Annotated in this window: 14 protein-coding genes and 1 pseudogene; 10 read left to right on the forward strand and 5 right to left on the reverse strand. The window is 62.1% G+C overall.

The window, feature by feature from the left end; translation table 11 throughout:
* Window positions 1-107 precede the first annotated feature (107 nt).
* Complete coding sequence (locus FJ980_RS14785) at window positions 108-1,457, reverse strand: EAL domain-containing protein (protein WP_140543902.1); 1,350 nt, start codon at window positions 1,455-1,457, stop codon at window positions 108-110.
* 245 nt (window positions 1,458-1,702) lie between these two features.
* On the reverse strand, window positions 1,703-3,499 hold the full coding sequence (locus FJ980_RS14790; protein ID WP_140543826.1) for a GtrA family protein: 1,797 nt from the start codon (window positions 3,497-3,499) through the stop codon (window positions 1,703-1,705).
* A gap of 128 nt (window positions 3,500-3,627) precedes the next feature.
* Between FJ980_RS14790 and FJ980_RS14795 the strand changes: the two genes are divergently transcribed.
* The 5 genes and pseudogenes from FJ980_RS14795 (at window position 3,628) to FJ980_RS14825 (ending at window position 8,477) form a co-directional block, all read left to right on the forward strand.
* Window positions 3,628-4,632 (forward strand): glycosyltransferase, encoded by a 1,005-nt coding sequence (locus tag FJ980_RS14795; RefSeq protein ID WP_140543828.1) that lies wholly within the window; start codon window positions 3,628-3,630, stop codon window positions 4,630-4,632.
* An 11-nt stretch (window positions 4,633-4,643) separates the two neighbouring features.
* Window positions 4,644-5,018 (forward strand): GtrA family protein, encoded by a 375-nt coding sequence (locus tag FJ980_RS14800; protein ID WP_140543830.1) that lies wholly within the window; start codon window positions 4,644-4,646, stop codon window positions 5,016-5,018.
* Window positions 5,019-5,343: 325 nt separating this feature from the next.
* Window positions 5,344-6,285 carry a glutathione synthase gene (gene gshB, locus FJ980_RS14810; RefSeq protein WP_140543832.1) on the forward strand — a complete coding sequence of 314 codons (942 nt, stop codon included), beginning with the start codon at window positions 5,344-5,346 and terminating at the stop codon, window positions 6,283-6,285.
* 149 nt (window positions 6,286-6,434) lie between these two features.
* A pseudogene (locus FJ980_RS14815) lies at window positions 6,435-7,082 on the forward strand (magnesium chelatase domain-containing protein); the annotation flags it as partial.
* 543 nt (window positions 7,083-7,625) lie between these two features.
* Window positions 7,626-8,477 (forward strand): GNAT family N-acetyltransferase, encoded by an 852-nt coding sequence (locus FJ980_RS14825; protein ID WP_140543834.1) that lies wholly within the window; start codon window positions 7,626-7,628, stop codon window positions 8,475-8,477.
* Between the two features lie 429 nt (window positions 8,478-8,906).
* Here FJ980_RS14825 and FJ980_RS14830 read toward each other — a convergent pair whose 3' ends face one another.
* Together FJ980_RS14830 and FJ980_RS14835 are read right to left on the reverse strand one after the other, a co-directional pair.
* Window positions 8,907-9,332 (reverse strand): hypothetical protein, encoded by a 426-nt coding sequence (locus FJ980_RS14830; RefSeq protein ID WP_140543836.1) that lies wholly within the window; start codon window positions 9,330-9,332, stop codon window positions 8,907-8,909.
* A 298-nt stretch (window positions 9,333-9,630) separates the two neighbouring features.
* Window positions 9,631-10,011, reverse strand: coding sequence for a hypothetical protein (locus FJ980_RS14835; RefSeq protein ID WP_140543838.1), 381 nt, complete (start codon window positions 10,009-10,011; stop codon window positions 9,631-9,633).
* 57 nt (window positions 10,012-10,068) lie between these two features.
* Between FJ980_RS14835 and FJ980_RS34680 the strand changes: the two genes are divergently transcribed.
* Together FJ980_RS34680 and FJ980_RS35940 are read left to right on the forward strand one after the other, a co-directional pair.
* A complete protein-coding gene (locus FJ980_RS34680; protein ID WP_181181207.1) occupies window positions 10,069-10,245 on the forward strand; it encodes a hypothetical protein in 177 nt (58 codons plus the stop codon).
* A 256-nt stretch (window positions 10,246-10,501) separates the two neighbouring features.
* On the forward strand, window positions 10,502-11,095 hold the full coding sequence (locus tag FJ980_RS35940) for a DUF4236 domain-containing protein (RefSeq protein WP_140543906.1): 594 nt from the start codon (window positions 10,502-10,504) through the stop codon (window positions 11,093-11,095).
* Between the two features lie 178 nt (window positions 11,096-11,273).
* Here the strand turns inward: FJ980_RS35940 and FJ980_RS14850 are convergent, their stop codons facing one another.
* Window positions 11,274-11,870 carry a hypothetical protein gene (locus FJ980_RS14850; RefSeq protein WP_140543840.1) on the reverse strand — a complete coding sequence of 199 codons (597 nt, stop codon included), beginning with the start codon at window positions 11,868-11,870 and terminating at the stop codon, window positions 11,274-11,276.
* 244 nt (window positions 11,871-12,114) lie between these two features.
* Between FJ980_RS14850 and FJ980_RS14855 the strand changes: the two genes are divergently transcribed.
* The 3 genes from FJ980_RS14855 to FJ980_RS14865 are packed head-to-tail and all read left to right on the forward strand — an operon-like array spanning window position 12,115 to window position 15,508.
* Window positions 12,115-12,783, forward strand: a complete 669-nt coding sequence (locus tag FJ980_RS14855; protein ID WP_140543842.1) for a VWA domain-containing protein — start codon at window positions 12,115-12,117, stop codon at window positions 12,781-12,783.
* Window positions 12,783-13,580 (forward strand): PP2C family serine/threonine-protein phosphatase, encoded by a 798-nt coding sequence (locus FJ980_RS14860; RefSeq protein ID WP_140543844.1) that lies wholly within the window; start codon window positions 12,783-12,785, stop codon window positions 13,578-13,580. Before FJ980_RS14855 ends, FJ980_RS14860 begins: the two co-directional genes overlap by 1 nt.
* Window positions 13,577-15,508, forward strand: coding sequence for a hypothetical protein (locus FJ980_RS14865; protein WP_140543846.1), 1,932 nt, complete (start codon window positions 13,577-13,579; stop codon window positions 15,506-15,508). Before FJ980_RS14860 ends, FJ980_RS14865 begins: the two co-directional genes overlap by 4 nt.
* Window positions 15,509-15,651 lie beyond the last annotated feature (143 nt).

The raw sequence follows: 15,651 nt of genomic DNA on the forward strand, positions 1-15,651 counted from the left end.
CGCCCTGGAATGACGATCGCGATGGGCGTTTCGGCCAATCTCCAACGCATGCCACCTGCCAACGCAAACAGAGCCGACCGGTCAAAATCCCTGTGCCGGGGAACTAGTCAGATCGCCTTGGCATGTAGCGCGCCTCGACAGGAATCGCGCAGATAGCCGAGCGTGGCGTCGGCATCGGCCGGCTTGCCGAACAGATAGCCCTGCCCACCGGCGCAGCCGAACTGGACGAGGCGGTCGGCCTGCGCTTCGTCCTCGATGCCTTCGGCGACGACATCCATGCCGAGCCCTTCGCACATGGCGAGGATGGCGCGGATGATGTGCTCCGAGGGCCGGTCGTCGAGGATGGAGGAGACGAAGGCGCGGTCGATCTTGAGCTTGTCGAAATGGAACTCGCGCAAGCGGCCGAGCGACGACTGGCCGGTGCCGAAATCGTCGAGCGAGACGCGGATGCCGACGCGGCGCAGGTCCTCGACGATCTTCTCGGCCGAGGCCGGATCGTTCATCAGGCCAGTCTCGGTGATCTCGATCTCCAGCCGGCGCGGATCGAAGCCGGTGCGGTCGAGGATGGCCAGGATATGCAGGCCGGTGTTCTGGTCGACGAGCTGCGAGGGCGACAGGTTGAAGGACAAGAACAGCTCCTTCGGCCAGCTGCGCGCCGCCTCGGCCGCCTTGCGCAGCACCAGCTGCGACAGCGGGCCGATGATGCCGCGTTCCTCGGCGATCGGGATGAAGACGGATGGCGGCACGACGCCGAGGTCGCGGTCGGTCCAGCGCGCCAGCGTCTCGAAGCCGATGGTGCGGCGGCTGCTCAGATCGACGATCGGCTGGAAATGCGGTTCGACCTCGCCGGCCGAGACGGCGCGGCGCAGCGCCTGCTCTATGCGGGTGACGCGCTTGGCCGCCTCTTCCATCTCGCGGGTGTAGACAACGACGCGGCCGCGGCCCGAACGCTTGGCGTGATAGAGCGCAGTCTCGGCCTTGTTGAGAAGGATCTCGGTGGTCTCGTCGCCGGAATAAAACAGCGAGCAGCCGACCGAGGCCGAAAGCCTTGCGGTGCGCTCGCCGACATCATAGGGCGCCGACAATATCTCGATCAGCATGCGCGACGTCTCGGCCGCCTGCTCCTCCGAGAACACCATCGGATAGAGGTAGGCGAACTCGTCGGCGCCGATGCGGCAGACCGTGGAATAGCCGTCCATCGAAGCGCGCAGCCGCATCGCCACCTGGATCAGGATGTCGTCGCCGGCCTTGTGGCCGAACAGGTCGTTGATAGGCTTGAATCCGTCGAGGTCGAGGATGCCGACGGTAAAGGGCGCGGGATCGTCGGCGCGGTCGCTGATCAGGCGATCGACCTTGTCGAAGAAGCGACGATGGTTGCCGAGCCCGGTCAACGAATCCGTGAAGGCCAGATCCGTGTTTTCCTTGCCTGGCTGGCCGGTGCCAAACGTCGTTTGCATCATGCCTCTGTTCTGATGTCGGTATTTATGGCCAGAGTGGCAGCAAAGCGTTTAGGAAAGGTATCGGAAAATCGATTTTCCATCGTCCAGAAGCTGCTTGGCTCGCCGGTGGCTCAGCTTTGGACAAGAAATGGCAGCCCAACCTCCAATATTCGTTTATGCATAATTTCTAATAGAAGTATCGAACGGTCTCTTCTGGCATGCAATTGCGCAGCGAAGGCTGTTTCGCACCTTCGGGAATTGCTTTAGCCAGCTTGCTTTACGCGATAGAGCTCGATCGGGCTGCCCTTCTCGCCGACCGGCTCGAGCCAGTCCGGCACGGAGCCGCGCAGCAGGCCGGCAAGGAAACCCTGCGGCGCCTTCCGGGTCAGGATCAGGGTCTCGACATTGCCGGGGCAGATGGCGACGAGGCCGACGCGATGCGCCTCGACGATTGCCCGTGCGTCATCGGCCGAGCCGAGAAAGGCGTCCAGCGCCAGCAGATTGCCGGCGACGTTGCGGTGATAGGGGCCGGCGAAAACGCGATGGCCGCTATAAGCGAGGACCGGCGCTCCGAGATTGGAGATCGTCAGCACGGTTGTATCGGCCATGCCGCCGAGCGGCGCAAAACTGGCCTTCTTCTGGCAAGCCCTGTCCGTGGCGCCACCGTCGGCGGCGGCCTTGCCTTTCTCGAACGCCACCGAGGCGGCCGCGGCGACGCCCGTCCAGACCGGATTGATCGAGACCAGCCAGACGGCCGCAAGGCGCAGCGCCACGCCGAGCGAGGAGCTGGTTTCGGCCCGCGCCCGCCATTTGGCGATCCAGGCCGACAGCGGAACGACGGCAAAGGCGATCGAGAAGGTGGTGCCGCGCACCTGCCAGGCGCCGACCGCGAAGGCGACGACGAGCAGTGCCGCAACGAGGCTGTCCTGCCGCCTCCAGCCGCCGCGGCGCAAGTGCCCTGCCATCAGGACGATCGCGACCAGCGGCGTGGCGTAGCGCGCCGCCACGCGCGCCGGATCGCGGACAAGCAGCGCGAACAGCGACTGGGCCTCGTCGATATGGTCGAGCCACAGCTCCTTGAGGCGCGGATCGAGGGAGGCATAAGGCGCGGAGAGGCATTGCGGGAACAGCACCGCCACAACCACACCGAGCACGACCCCCAGAAGGGCAAGCGATCCCAGCCTGCGCCGCCAGCTGCCGGCGGCGGGCTCGACGGAGGCGATTGCGGCAAGCCCCACGCCGGCAATGGCCGCGACGACGAACTGCGCGACCGAGAAGGCGTCGCACTGCGCCACGCCCCATGCCGAAGGCGGAACGGTGACGGCGAAGACAAGCGCCGCGACACCGGCGAAGCCGAGGCCGAAATCCCGGGCGATCGCCTGTTCGCCGGCTGGATCGGCGACGAACAGCAGCGTCACGCAAACGCCGATGGTGGCGACGTAGGGCAGGGTTTCCATGCCGACGGCGAGCGTCAGCGCAGCGCAGAGGCCGGACAAAAACGCGGCCCAGCGTCGGGAGGGCGCCTCGAGCAACGAAGCGAGGCTCGCCACGGTGAGCATCAGCTGGGCGTTGTGGTGGTCGAGCGCACCGGGATCGTAGATGCCGATGAAGTAATAGCCGGCGGCGCCGACCAGGATGGCGGGAAGCACCGCGCCGCCACCGCCGAAGCTGCGCGCGGCGCGGGCGGTGAAGAACAAGGTCGACCAAAAGAGCAGCGCCGGCCACAGCACCTGCGCCACGTCCTCGCCGAGTTGCCTGCTGCCGGTGAGCGCCGAGGCCGCAAGCGCGATGGCGGCAATCGGCGCGTCGACCAGCCGCGACCAGTGCATGACGAAGCCGCCTTCCAGCCCCATCCGGTATTGGTGCAGGTCGAACCAGCCCTGGCCGGCCAGCAGGTCGCGGACCTCGACGAGGCGCAGCAGATTGTCGTTGTCGCCGCCGGCATCGGTCAGTTGGCCGAAGCCGGCCCATGCATCGATAGCGAATGCGAGCAGGGCCGCAAGCAGCGCCAGCGCCAGATCGGACTTCCAGGCGGCGGCGCCGGTCTCGGCTGTGCCCATTGCTGTGGCCTTTGAAGGGAGAGGATCGGTTTTAAACCTAGCCTTAACGGCTTCAATAAATAGTAAAACGGCTCGACGGGGCCGGCATGAGGACGGCCGGAGGCTGGATCGGGCGTCCGGAGAAAGACATGCCGCATGCAGTCCGCCACGAGCCGGTTATCGCCGTGCTCCTGCCTTGCTACAATGAGGAGCTGACGATCGGCGAGGTCGTGCGGCGCTTCCGCGAGACGCTGCCCTCGGCCGCGATCTATGTCTACGACAACAATTCCAAGGACCTCACGGCGCTGAAGGCCCGCGCCGCCGGCGCCGTCGTCGTGCGCGAGCCGCGCCAGGGCAAGGGCAATGTGGTGCGGCGCATGTTCGCCGACATCGACGCGGATATCTATGTGATGGCCGACGGCGACGGCACCTATGCGCCGGAGGATGCGCCGCAGCTGATCAACGTCCTGCAGACCGAGCGCTCCGACATGGTGGTGGGCACCAGGCGCGGCGTGACCGACGATGCGGGCCGCAACGGCCATGCTTTCGGCAACCGCATCTTCAACCGCCTCTACAAGGGTCTGTTCGGGACCGACTTCACCGATATCTTCTCCGGCTACCGGGTGTTTTCGCGCCGCTTCGTCAAAAGCTTTCCGGCCGTTTCCGGCGGCTTCGAGATCGAGACCGAGATGTCGGTGCATGCCTCGCAGCTCAAGCTGCCGGTGAGCGAGATGGCGCTCGATTACGGCCGCCGCCCGGAAGGCTCGTCGTCGAAGCTGTCGACCTTCCGCGACGGCGCCAGGATACTGTGGATGTTTGCCATGCTGGTGAAGGAGACGCAGCCGCTGCGCTTCTTCGGCACGTTCGCGCTGTTCTTCCTGGCGGCCAGCATCGGCCTGATGATCCCGGTGCTGGTCGAGTTCGCGCAGACGGGGCTGGTGCCGCGCATGCCGACCTGGGTGCTGTCGATCGGCATGCTGCTGTTGGCCATGCTGTCGATGATGACCGGGCTGATCCTCGATTCGGTGTCGCGCGGCCGGGCCGAGCAGAAGCGCATCTTCTATCTGTCGATTTCCTCCGGCCGCGCCGAGCGCGGGATATCCGGGCAGGCCTCGCCCAAGAGCGAGCCGGGCAAGGCCCCACGGGCGGCCTAGGGGGCGGCATAGTGGATCGCCTCGTCCGCTTCATTCTTACCGGCGGCATCGGCTTTGTCGCCGACGCCGCGGCGCTCTGGCTGCTGCTTGCCGCCACGCCGCTCGGCCCGATGGCGGCGCGCCTGCTGTCGATCGGCTTCGCGCTCTGCGTCACCTGGCAGATCAACCGCCATCTGACCTTCGCGCCGTCGAGCCGGGGCATCGCGCAGGAAGGCGTGCGTTATGGCGGCGTCGGCATCGCCATCGGCATCGTCAACTATCTGGTCTATTGCGCCGTCCTGTTCGCCCTGCCCGCCCTGCCGCCGCTGGCGGCGTTGGCCTTTGCCTCGATCGTCGCGATGGCGCTGTCCTTCCTCGGCTACTCGCGCCTAGTCTTCGACCGCTGAGACCGTTTGGAAATTCTACTCTGGCGGCCATCTGATGGCGTTTTCTGCGCTACTGCAGCGCCGCGCGTCCTCTTGGACGCGCAAAGGACGCTGCAGCAATTTTACTTGGCGCATGATCCTTTCCGAAAATCGATTTCGATTTTCGGGGTCATGCGTAGGCTCACGGACCCAAATGTCTGCTCCGCTCCGGTTTTCGAAACCACCACCATATGACTCGCCAGAGCAAATTTCGAAACAGTCTCTGAGCTTCTGCACCAAGCGAGCACGATTGGCAGGCGCCGCCGATTTCCTTATATCGGGCGTCTGAGTTCCCCGGAGACCGCAAATGCCGTTGAAGATCGCCGTCCAGATGGACCATGTCTCCACCGTGTCGATTGCCGGTGACACCTCCTTTGCGCTGTCGCTGGAGGCGCAGCGGCGCGGCCACAAGCTTTTCCACTACACGCCCGACCGGCTGTCGATGCTGGGCGGCAAGGTGTTCGCGCGCCTCGAGGAGATGCAGGTGCGCGACGAGAAGGGCAACCATTACGCGCTGGGCGAGAAGGTGCGCACCGACCTCTCCGAGATGGACGTCGTGCTGCTGAGGCAGGACCCGCCCTTCGACATGAACTACATCACCACCACGCACATATTGGAGCGCATCCATCCGAAGACGCTGGTGGTCAACGATCCGGCCTGGGTGCGCAACAGCCCTGAAAAGATCTTCGTCACCGAATTCCCGGACCTGATGCCGGAGACGTTGATCACCAAGGATCCGATGGAAGTGGCCGCTTTCCGCAAGGAATTCGGCGATATCATCGTCAAGCCGCTCTACGGCAATGGCGGCGCCGGCATCTTTCATCTGCACGAGGCCGACCGCAATCTCGCCTCGCTGCTCGAAATGTTCGGCCAGCTGTTCCGCGAACCCTATATCGTCCAGCGTTACCTGAAGGACGTGCGCAAGGGCGACAAGCGCATCATCCTGATCGACGGCGAGCCTGTCGGCGCCATCAACCGCGTGCCGGCCGAGCACGATTCGCGCTCCAACATGCATGTCGGCGGCCGCGCCGAGAAGACCGAGCTGACCGAGCGCGAGCGCGAGATCTGCGCCCGCATAGGACCGGCGCTCAGGGAGCGGGGCTTCATCCTCGTCGGCATCGACGTGATCGGCGACTACATGACCGAGATCAACGTGACCTCGCCGACCGGCGTACGCGAAGTGCGGCGCTTCGGTGGAGCGGATATTGCAAGCCTGTTCTGGGATTGCATTGAGGGGAAGCGGGGGTAATTCTTCGCGAAGGCGCCAACGGAACGCGCGACGCGCGATGTTCCCGTAATGTTCTTGCCTAAGCCGCAAATCTGTGGTTGTCTGGCGTGAGGTCCTGCGCGGCCTGATCGCAGCGCCGCGCGGGAGCCGGCATCCGGGGGCTTGAAAAGATGGTGGCGCGGGTTCGCACGGTGGCTTTCCAGGGCATCGAGGCTTTGCCGGTCGATGTCCAGGTGATGGTTGGGCCGGGCAAGGTCGGCATGCAGATCGTCGGCCTGCCGGACAAGGCGGTGGCCGAAAGCCGCGAGCGCGTGCAGGCCGCGCTGCATGCGTCGGGCCTGTCGATGCCGTCGAAGAAGGTGACGGTGAACCTCGCGCCGGCCGATCTTCCCAAGGAAGGCAGCCATTACGACCTGCCGATCGCGCTCGGCCTGATGGCGGCGCTCGGCGCCATCCCGGGCGATATGCTCGCCGGTTACGTGGTTCTTGGCGAATTATCGCTCGACGGCACGATCACGGGCGTCGCCGGCGCGCTGCCGGCGGCGATCGGCGCCAATGCCGAAGGCAAGGGCTTGATCTGTCCCTTCGCCTGCGGCCCGGAGGCGGCTTGGGCAGGCAAGGATTTCGACATATTGGCGCCGCGCAGCCTGATTGCCGTCGCCAACCATTTTCGCGGCACGCAGGTGCTGTCGCGGCCCGAGGCCGGCATCCAGCTTGCGGCGCGCGACCTGCCGGATCTCGCCGACATCAAGGGCCAGGAGAGCGCCAAGCGGGCGGTCGAAGTGGCTGCCGCCGGCGGCCACAACCTTCTGACATTGTGGCTAATTAAACGGCGCGCCTTGGTCAGAACTCGGAAATAATCGCTAAGCGACAGAAGCCACACTCTCATCTAATGATCAAGAGCGACCGCCTTGGCCTGCTGCCGACGACAGGATCGCACCGTAGCCAAGGCTGCTCAGCACCGCCCCAAGCCGGGAAGCAGACGGCTTGCGCCACGACCCAAGAAAAGACGACAGAAGACCTGGACAACTGAACGAGCGAACCGGACGGCAGCTCGTAGGGATTTGACTTAGGGACGGCGCGGGTTCAGTCTATTAGCAAATTCAAATATTGAGCGGGCCGCGGGCCATGCAAGAGGGGAAAACGGCGAAACTCCGTTGTCCAACGGCGTCAGCGTTGACTACGACCTCATCGTTGTCGGTGGCGGTCTGGCGGGTTCTTCGCTGGCCATTGCCCCTGTCGGCCGAGGCATCAGGATGCTCGTCGTTGAACGACAAGAAAGTTCCGAGTCCGCATCCGCGTCGAGGCTTCTCTCGGACGCGGTGACTAATATAGCGAGAAACCGATGAGGCTCTTCACCAATGAGCGGGATTACAATTCGTTTGGCTCGCCTGGGCGACGAAATGGCGCTGCAGGACTTCCTAGTGCGGCATGCGGACAGCTCCCTTTACCTGCGCTACTTCATCGACAAAGGTGGCCTTGTCGATGACGGCAAACAGCTTCAGGGTACCTACGCAGCGGCGTTCCTGGGGAGGGATGTCGTCGGTGTGGCAATGCACAATTGGCAAGGCGGAGTGTTCCTGCAGGCCCCAGCTCATGCAGCTGAGCTTTCGAACGCCGTGGTCAAGGCATCAAAACGGGCGCTGATCGCCCTGCTCGGACCTTATTCACAGGTGGAAGAAGCACATCTTGGCCTGGGCGAACGCCCTGCGAGCAAGCGCGCCAAGGAAGGCCTCTTCGCCTTGAGTATCGGCGAAATGATTTGCCTGGACCATGTCTCCCCGTCGCTAGCGTGTCGGCTTGCCCGCAGCGAGGACCTCGCGCTGCTGCTGGATTGGCGCTTTCGCTACGAGATGGAGGCCACCGGACTTCCCGACACGGACAGCACGCGAGAATTCGCTAAGAGCGCAATCGAGGGGCATGTTGCCCGCGAGGAGGCCTTCCTTCTGGAAGCAGACGGGAAGCCGGTGTCACTGTGCACCCGGACCGCCCGAGCCTTCGAATCAATCCAGATCGGTGGCGTCTGGACACCGCCCGAACTTCGCAATCGTGGATATGGCCGGGCAGTCGTGGCGGGAGCGCTCCGAGAGGCAGCCCAGGGCGGCGTCACGCGCGCGGTGCTTTTCACGGATAACCCGGCGGCTCGGCGATCCTATGAGGCGCTCGGCTTCCGCCAGGTCGGTGATTACGGAATTACGATATATCCGCCCTGACCTCAGGCAAAGAGCCCTAATGCCAGGGACCATTTCTATGGCCGGATGCGACGCCTGGAGGCGATGCAGACAGCGATGCTGTTCGAAGGCGGAGACATTGTGGCTGCTTAAACGGCACGGCATGGTCGCGGCCAAAAAGGTCTAGTAAACGTCAAACTGCCGACGTCGACAATCAGTTGCGAGCCGATGGCCTGCTTGAAAAAGGTAGCGCGATACCGTTTTGCAGAAGGTGTTGAACGGCCCGGGTCAGCCCAAGAGAAGGTCATCTCAACCGTCAGTTTTCCAACCGCGTGGAACCAGATCGAGGCGGCGATGGCGTATGGCCGAGGCCGGCCGCCAACTAGTCTGATCGCCGGCAAACCGGGCGTTGCGGCGTAGGGGCCTACGTCGGCGATCCAATGAAGCCTGCGCTGCTGTGCAAAGCTGGTTTCAGGTGGCCATCGCTGTGATCATGGCGGCGATACGGTTGGCCTCTGCGCGTGTTAGGTCGCTGGGAAGGCCATCGATCTTAACCAAGCCGGCCCGGATCGGGATTGCAAGCGTGCCCATCGTGGCCGGCGTTCCGTCGGCCTTGCCTTCGGTCTTGGTGTACTCGGCAAAGCGGTTGATGGCGGCGCGAACACGACCTTCATACGATGCAGCCGTGTTGTCGCCCAGGCCCGTGTTGGCCTTGCGAAACTGGGCAAACAGAGCGTCGAGGTCGATGTTGAAGACGTTCGCCTTTTCTGCATCGGTGGCACTTTCAAACACGCGGCTGAGAGAGCTGTAATACGAATTCGCTGTGTTCGAGGTCAGCTTGCCACGAATGAGCTGCTGACCAATGAAGTGGTTGAGGGTATCAAAGTCCGTCTGCATGCAAGCTCCTTAAAATGCTTTGCAATGCAACTGATTGCATATCAATACGACAAAGGCAAGATCAATCGCGGGATTAGAAACGCCACTCATCGTTGTTCTTGGACCGCCGTAGGCGCTTAGGTTGGGTATTCTTGGGGAGTTGGGGATAGAGCGGTCAATTGGCGGGAGAGCTATCCTGAAGACGGTTATCCAGCTTTTCCATGCCCAAAATGTGAGAATGGGCTCCTCAAAAAAGAAGAACCCCGCCGTGTGAGGGCGGGGTCAAGTCCAGAGCCGGAGGACGCTGCCTCCCAGGCGCTTACATCGCGGCCTTTATAAGATCATACAAGCGACGTCGTTCGTCAGGATTGAGCATCGCAACGAAGCGAACCAAGAGGTCATCGTCTTCCTCCTGCTCCGTGGTCAGGCGATAGGTCGAGCCACTGCGGAAAACAGGATCGCGGCTGATCCTAACTCCAGTTTCATCGAGTTCGTAGCCCTGATCGGACAGGATCGCTCGAACAGCCATGCCAATAAACTGCCGAACCGGATTGGCCTTCAGATCTGGAACTTCTGGGAACTGTTCCTTGAGCATGTGACTGATTTTCGATACGGGAGGCACTTGTTCAGCGACCCCATCCTTCAGCGCCACGATGTATGGTGCGCTAGTTAGGGCGGCAAGAAGCTTGTCCCCGCCCACGATGCTTTTCGAAGCGCGATGAGCCTTTCGCACTAGGGCAGATGTTGGACGCATGTTATGTTCCTTCTGTTCGCGGCCGGGGCGGCAACCCCGATGCGGTTGATGTTTGTCATGTCATGTGACGTCACCTACATGCACCTGCAAATGGACTTCGTCAAGGAGCTATTTGCAGGTTTTTGTTTGAGTCCGAGGATCTGGAAAGGCCAGTTAATGATTATCGCCGTGCGCGGGTGATCTCAGAATCCTCAGCCCGTTCTAATATCTGGCAGCCCGCATTTGCTAACATTGTGGCGAATTGAAAGGGTCCGCCGGTTCGCGGTTCGAACGACTCGCTGAAGCCGTGATCATACAAAGAGGGCCGCCTCGCTTGATTAGTCCGGCACCAATGGGCTCTCCTTCCAGAGCAGTGTCACGATTGGTTCGTTCTTGTTGAACAACCATTATCCGCAGGCTAGTCTTGCCTCAAATCAAAGCCGGCGTGGGGACGCTTGTGGGGTTTCGCTATCGAAGGTCGATGCGGCTTGTGCCGGGCGTTCGCCTGAACGTCACGGGCAAAGGCTTGAGCAGCGCCTCATTCGGCAAGCCCGGGGCCACGCTGAACATGGGCCGCCGGGGTACGCGCAGCACGGTCGGAATACCAGGTTCTGGACTTTCGTATTCCTCGGGAGGGGGCAAGTCCGCTTTGATTCCCGGACTCATTTTCGCGGCGCTCTTTGCGCTTTTCTATCATGCCGCCCGTGGCTCTCGCGCCGCCCAAGTGACTTTGCTGCTCATAGGACTTGGAGCTGTCGTGCTGTTCGTGTCTGCAGGACATCCAGAGGGCGGATCAGCCGGAAGGGAGACGGTCGCCTTGCAAGCACCAACGGTCGCAACAGAGACCCCGCCTTCGTCAAGCTCGACCACTCCTGTCATCGCCAAGAACGAACCGGAGCAAGATCGGCCGGGGGGCACGGCGAGCCCAATCGTGCCTCTAGAAGTTGCACCGCCAGCCGTTCAGACTGACCGATACAGGACCCCGCTTCGTCTGTTGGGGTCGGGCCTGCGGTCTCGACGGTTTCGCCGGCAGCGGAGTCGAGCGTCGTAGTCTTGAAGACCGCTAATGTTCGCTCTGTGCCGTCACTATCTGGCTCTGTTTTGGTCCAGTTACCTGCGGGCACTGAACTCAGCGTCATAGAGATCAGCAGACGTTGGGCAAAGGTGCGCCGCGGCGATGATGTCTTGGGCTGGATCAACCGGGCACTGCTCGAAGGCGCAGGCCCCGCCTATTCCCAGTAACAGCCTGAACTATCGCCCGAGCCACTGTAGGCACTGTTGCCGCCGCACAGAGTTCCGTCAGCCATGAGGTCGTAGGGGCAGTCACACTTGCCGACATAAGGATCACGCACGGGGTAGCCCTTCAAACTTTTGCGCTTAGCTTTCAGAGCGGATTTCGGGAATTGGCTGGAGGATACGTTTGACGGCAATGACGCCGGCTTGACCGCGGTCAGGTAGTTTCGCTGGATCCAGCCAATCCGCGCGGAGACGGTGACATTGTACCAGCCATTGACCCAGTAGTTGGTCTGAATCAGTTCGCCCATGGCGAGCACCTCCTGCGCCGGCGCGGAGGGATCAGGCGCAGCGCGGACGCGAACCTCCGCGTTGGTGTACAGCCACTGGACCTTCGGGCGATTGATGTCCGGAGACTTTTCGGCGATGGACGTATTAGACGGCCGCGTGGAATCCGAGCGTGGCGCCTGTGCCGCCCAGGGTGCCGTGATCGATGAGGATGACGGCTTTGTCGGAAATTTGGCAGGTGACACCCACCAGCCCACCGAGCAAATCAAGGCAATCGCCCAGCCAATCTTTTCTTGGCGCCCCATAACCCTCTCCAGCTGCAATACAAAGCAGATCAATAGAGGAAAGTCGAATCGACCGACGGATTCGTATCGGCAAGTGATTTGACAGCAGAAACCACGATTCGATAGAAAGTGAGTTGGGCGACCAAAAGGGGGAAGATGGGTGTGGGGAGCCGCGCCGATCATTCCCATTGCGAAACGGCGAGACGTAGCTAGGGCGGATTTTCCACCCATTTGGTCAGGCACGTCTGAGTTAAGGGGGTAAGTAGTGTCCAATCCATTCGACCAGGTCCCGTTCGGGGCCGCAGAGTTCGCGGACAATCCGGAGCCGCGGTGTCCTTGCCTGCTCTTGCTTGACACTTCGGGGTCCATGCAGGGTCGGCCGATCGAGGCGCTCAACCAGGGGCTCGTTGCGTTCAAGGATGAATTGGCGAATGACAGCTTGGCAATGAAGCGCGTTGAAGTTGCGATTGTGACCTTCGGACCGGTGAACACGGTTGCCGAATTCCAGACCGCTGACCTGTTCACGCCGACCGGGCTGTCGACCACCGGCGATACCCCCATGGGTGCAGCGATCGAGCATGGGCTGGAAATGCTGAGGCGCCGCAAGGACGAATACAAGGCAAACGGCATCTCCTATTATCGCCCTTGGGTGTTCCTGATCACCGACGGGGCGCCGACCGATAGCGTGGTGGCCGCCGAACAGGCGATCAAGGCGGGAGAGGCGACGAAGGCTTTTTCGTTCTTCGCCGTCGGCGTCGAGGGCGCCAACATGGACATCCTTGCGAAGCTGTCGACGCGTCAACCCTTGAAACTGGACGGCCTCAAGTTCCGCGAACTGTTTTCATGGCTCTCGGCCTCCCTTTCGGGCGTGTCCCAGTCCCAAGTTGGTCAAACGGTCGCGCTTCAGTCGCCGGCGGGCTGGGCGGAGGTCTGATGTCGTGGCGGATTGCGTCGGCGAGCGCAATCGGCACCTCGCATATCTCCGTCGGTAAGCCCTGCCAGGATCATGCCGTCCATAGCTTGTTGGACGGTCCGGAAGGCCAAGTCCTGACGGCTGTTGTATGCGATGGCGCTGGCAGCGCCGCGTATTCTGAGGTCGGGTCCTGGCTCGCCAGCCAGACCTTGCTAGAACTCGTTTTCGTACATTTCGCGGAGCGGAGAACCTTAAGTCAGATCGATCGTCACAAAGTTCTCGGCTGGGTCATTGAGATTGCGGATCGCATCTCTGCCCACGCCGATGGTCTTGACCATTCGGCAAGGGATTATGCCTGTACATTGCTGGCCGCGATCCTCGGACCGGACAGTGCCGTATTCCTGCAGATCGGGGACGGCGCCATCGTGGTGTCCCATGGGCACGAGGACGGATGGTCCTACGTCTTCTGGCCGCAGCACGGTGCGTACGCCAACACGACTAACTTTGTGACCTCACCGGGCCTCTCCGACCTTTTGGAGTTCGAGTTCGCTCCGCGACGCATCGATGAGGTGGCGCTTTTTTCGGATGGCATCGAGAATCTCGTGCTGCATCAGGCCTCCCGCAGCGTGCACCAGCCCTTCTTCGACGCGATGTTTCCGGCAGTCAGACAATCTCGCATGCCCGGCGAAGACCCAGGTCTGTCGAGCGGCCTGAAGGCTTACCTATCGTCGCCACGGATCTGCGAGCGCACAGACGATGACAAGTCCTTGATCCTCGCGACGCGGTCGACATCCGAACCGGCGGTGGTGTCCCAATGACGGCGCACAAGCCTTTGGAGGTTTTCACGCTGCGCGGCGAGGTCATTAAGCTCGGTGCGCTGGTTGGCCAAGGCGGTGAGGGAGCCGTCTACGACCTAGCCGCTCATCAGAACCACGTGGCGAAGGTCTATCACAGGCCGCTTGATCAGCAACGGATCGATAAAATCCGAGCCATGGCCAGCATCAAGACTGATATGCTGGAGAAGCTGACGGCCTGGCCGTCGGGACTTATCTGCGCCAAAGATCGCAAACCGATCGGCCTGATCATGCCCAAGATCAGCGGGCGCAAGAGCATCCACCAGCTCTACAGCCCGAAAAGCCGACGCACCGACTTTCAACGGGTGGACTGGCGCTTCTTGTCGCGAGCTGCCGCCAACACTGCGCGAGCTTTCGCTGCAGTTCATGACAACGCCTGTGTCATCGGTGACGTCAATCATGGTGGCATCCTGGTTGCACAGGATGCCACCGTGCGACTGATCGACTGCGACAGCTTCCAGGTGTCGTACCTCGGCCAGCAATATCTATGCGAGGTGGGGATTGAGACGTTCACGCCGCCCGAACTGCAGAATAGACCATTCGCCGGCATCGTCAGAACCCCCAACCACGATAATTTCGGGTTGGCCGTTCTGACCTTCCTTCTTCTTTTCATGGGCAGGCATCCGTTCGCCGGCCGCTATTCCGGCCCGGAAGACATGCCGATTGCCAAAGCGATCGAACAGTACCGGTTCCCGTACGGAATGAACGCTGCAGCGGTAGGCATGTCACGGCCGCCGAGTACTCCGGAGCTGTCCGTGGTCGGTTCTCGTCTGGCCGGGATGTTCGAACGCGCTTTCTCGAGGGAAGGGACAAGTGGGGGGCGGCCTGTCGCCCGTGATTGGATCGCCGCGCTCGCAGAGTTTGAGGCCAACCTCAAGCAATGCTCAGCGAATTCCAGCCATTGGTCGCTGGCCGGCTCATCCTGCCCTTGGTGCAAGATGGAGGGCTCGACCGGCGTACCGCTGTTTTCGACTGCCGTGCCGGCCGACGGCGGGACATTGTTCGACATCGTCGGCTTTCAGCGCCAGGTGGATGCCGTTACACACCCCGGCCCGGCGCCGAACGTCGCCCAGAAGTCGGTCACACCGGACCCCGAGGCCCAGAAGCTGAAGGGCCACGCGCGCAAGGCAAGGCTAATTGCGGGCATTGCCGCCGCCATCATTGTGGTGATCGGGATCGGCCTTGGGGGCCAGATTTGGTTCTTCGGTGGCGCCGTGGGGTTATTCCTCATCCTGAAAAGCGCTCTGGGCAAGGACAAGGAGGCCAGCGAGTTCCGGCGCCTTGCCACCGAGGCCGCGGCCCAGTGGGACAAGGCGCATGTGACGTGGCTTGAAAGGGCGGGGCCGGCGGCCTTCGAAAAGCAAAAAGCACAGATAGCCTCGCAGCGGCAGGAGTGGGACGGCCTTCCGTCCAAGCGGGCTGCCAAGCTGTCCGAGCTGGAGAGCAATCGGCGCAAGGCCCAGCTCGACCGCTACCTAGACAACTTCGAGATTTCGAACGCCAGGATCGACGGCGTCGGCCCCGGCAAAAAGCAGATTCTGGAGTCCTATGGGATCGAGACGGCCCTCGATGTCGAGTGGAACAAACTGATGAACGTTCCGGGGTTTGGTCCAAAGACCTCTCACAAGGTGGTGAGCTGGCGAACGGCACTGGAGCGTCGCTTTGTTTTCGATCCCAAGAAAGCCATCGACGCACGCGACATAGCGCAAATTGATCAAGCCATACTGGCAGATCGACAGCGGCTTCAGGGTGCCTTAGTCACTGGGCTTGAGCACCTGAAGCGGATCAAAGCTCAGGTCATCGCGGTCCGGGAACAAACCCTCTCCGAGATGGAGCGGCTGCGCTTGGCAGCTGACCAAACTGCAGCCAACGCGGCCATAGCATCGACCTAGCTGGCGATGCGTCTGTCATGCGATCACCGAGAGCCGTCACTCCCGTTCCAGGCGTCGCTAGGATGGGCCTGCCGTGAAGCACGGCAGGCCTATGATCAGCCAAGGAGCGTTTCTAGCGCTATGCAAACGCGGGCAGCGCGGCG

The organism is Mesorhizobium sp. B1-1-5, from assembly GCF_006443065.1.
Classification (GTDB): Bacteria; Pseudomonadota; Alphaproteobacteria; order Rhizobiales; family Rhizobiaceae; genus Mesorhizobium.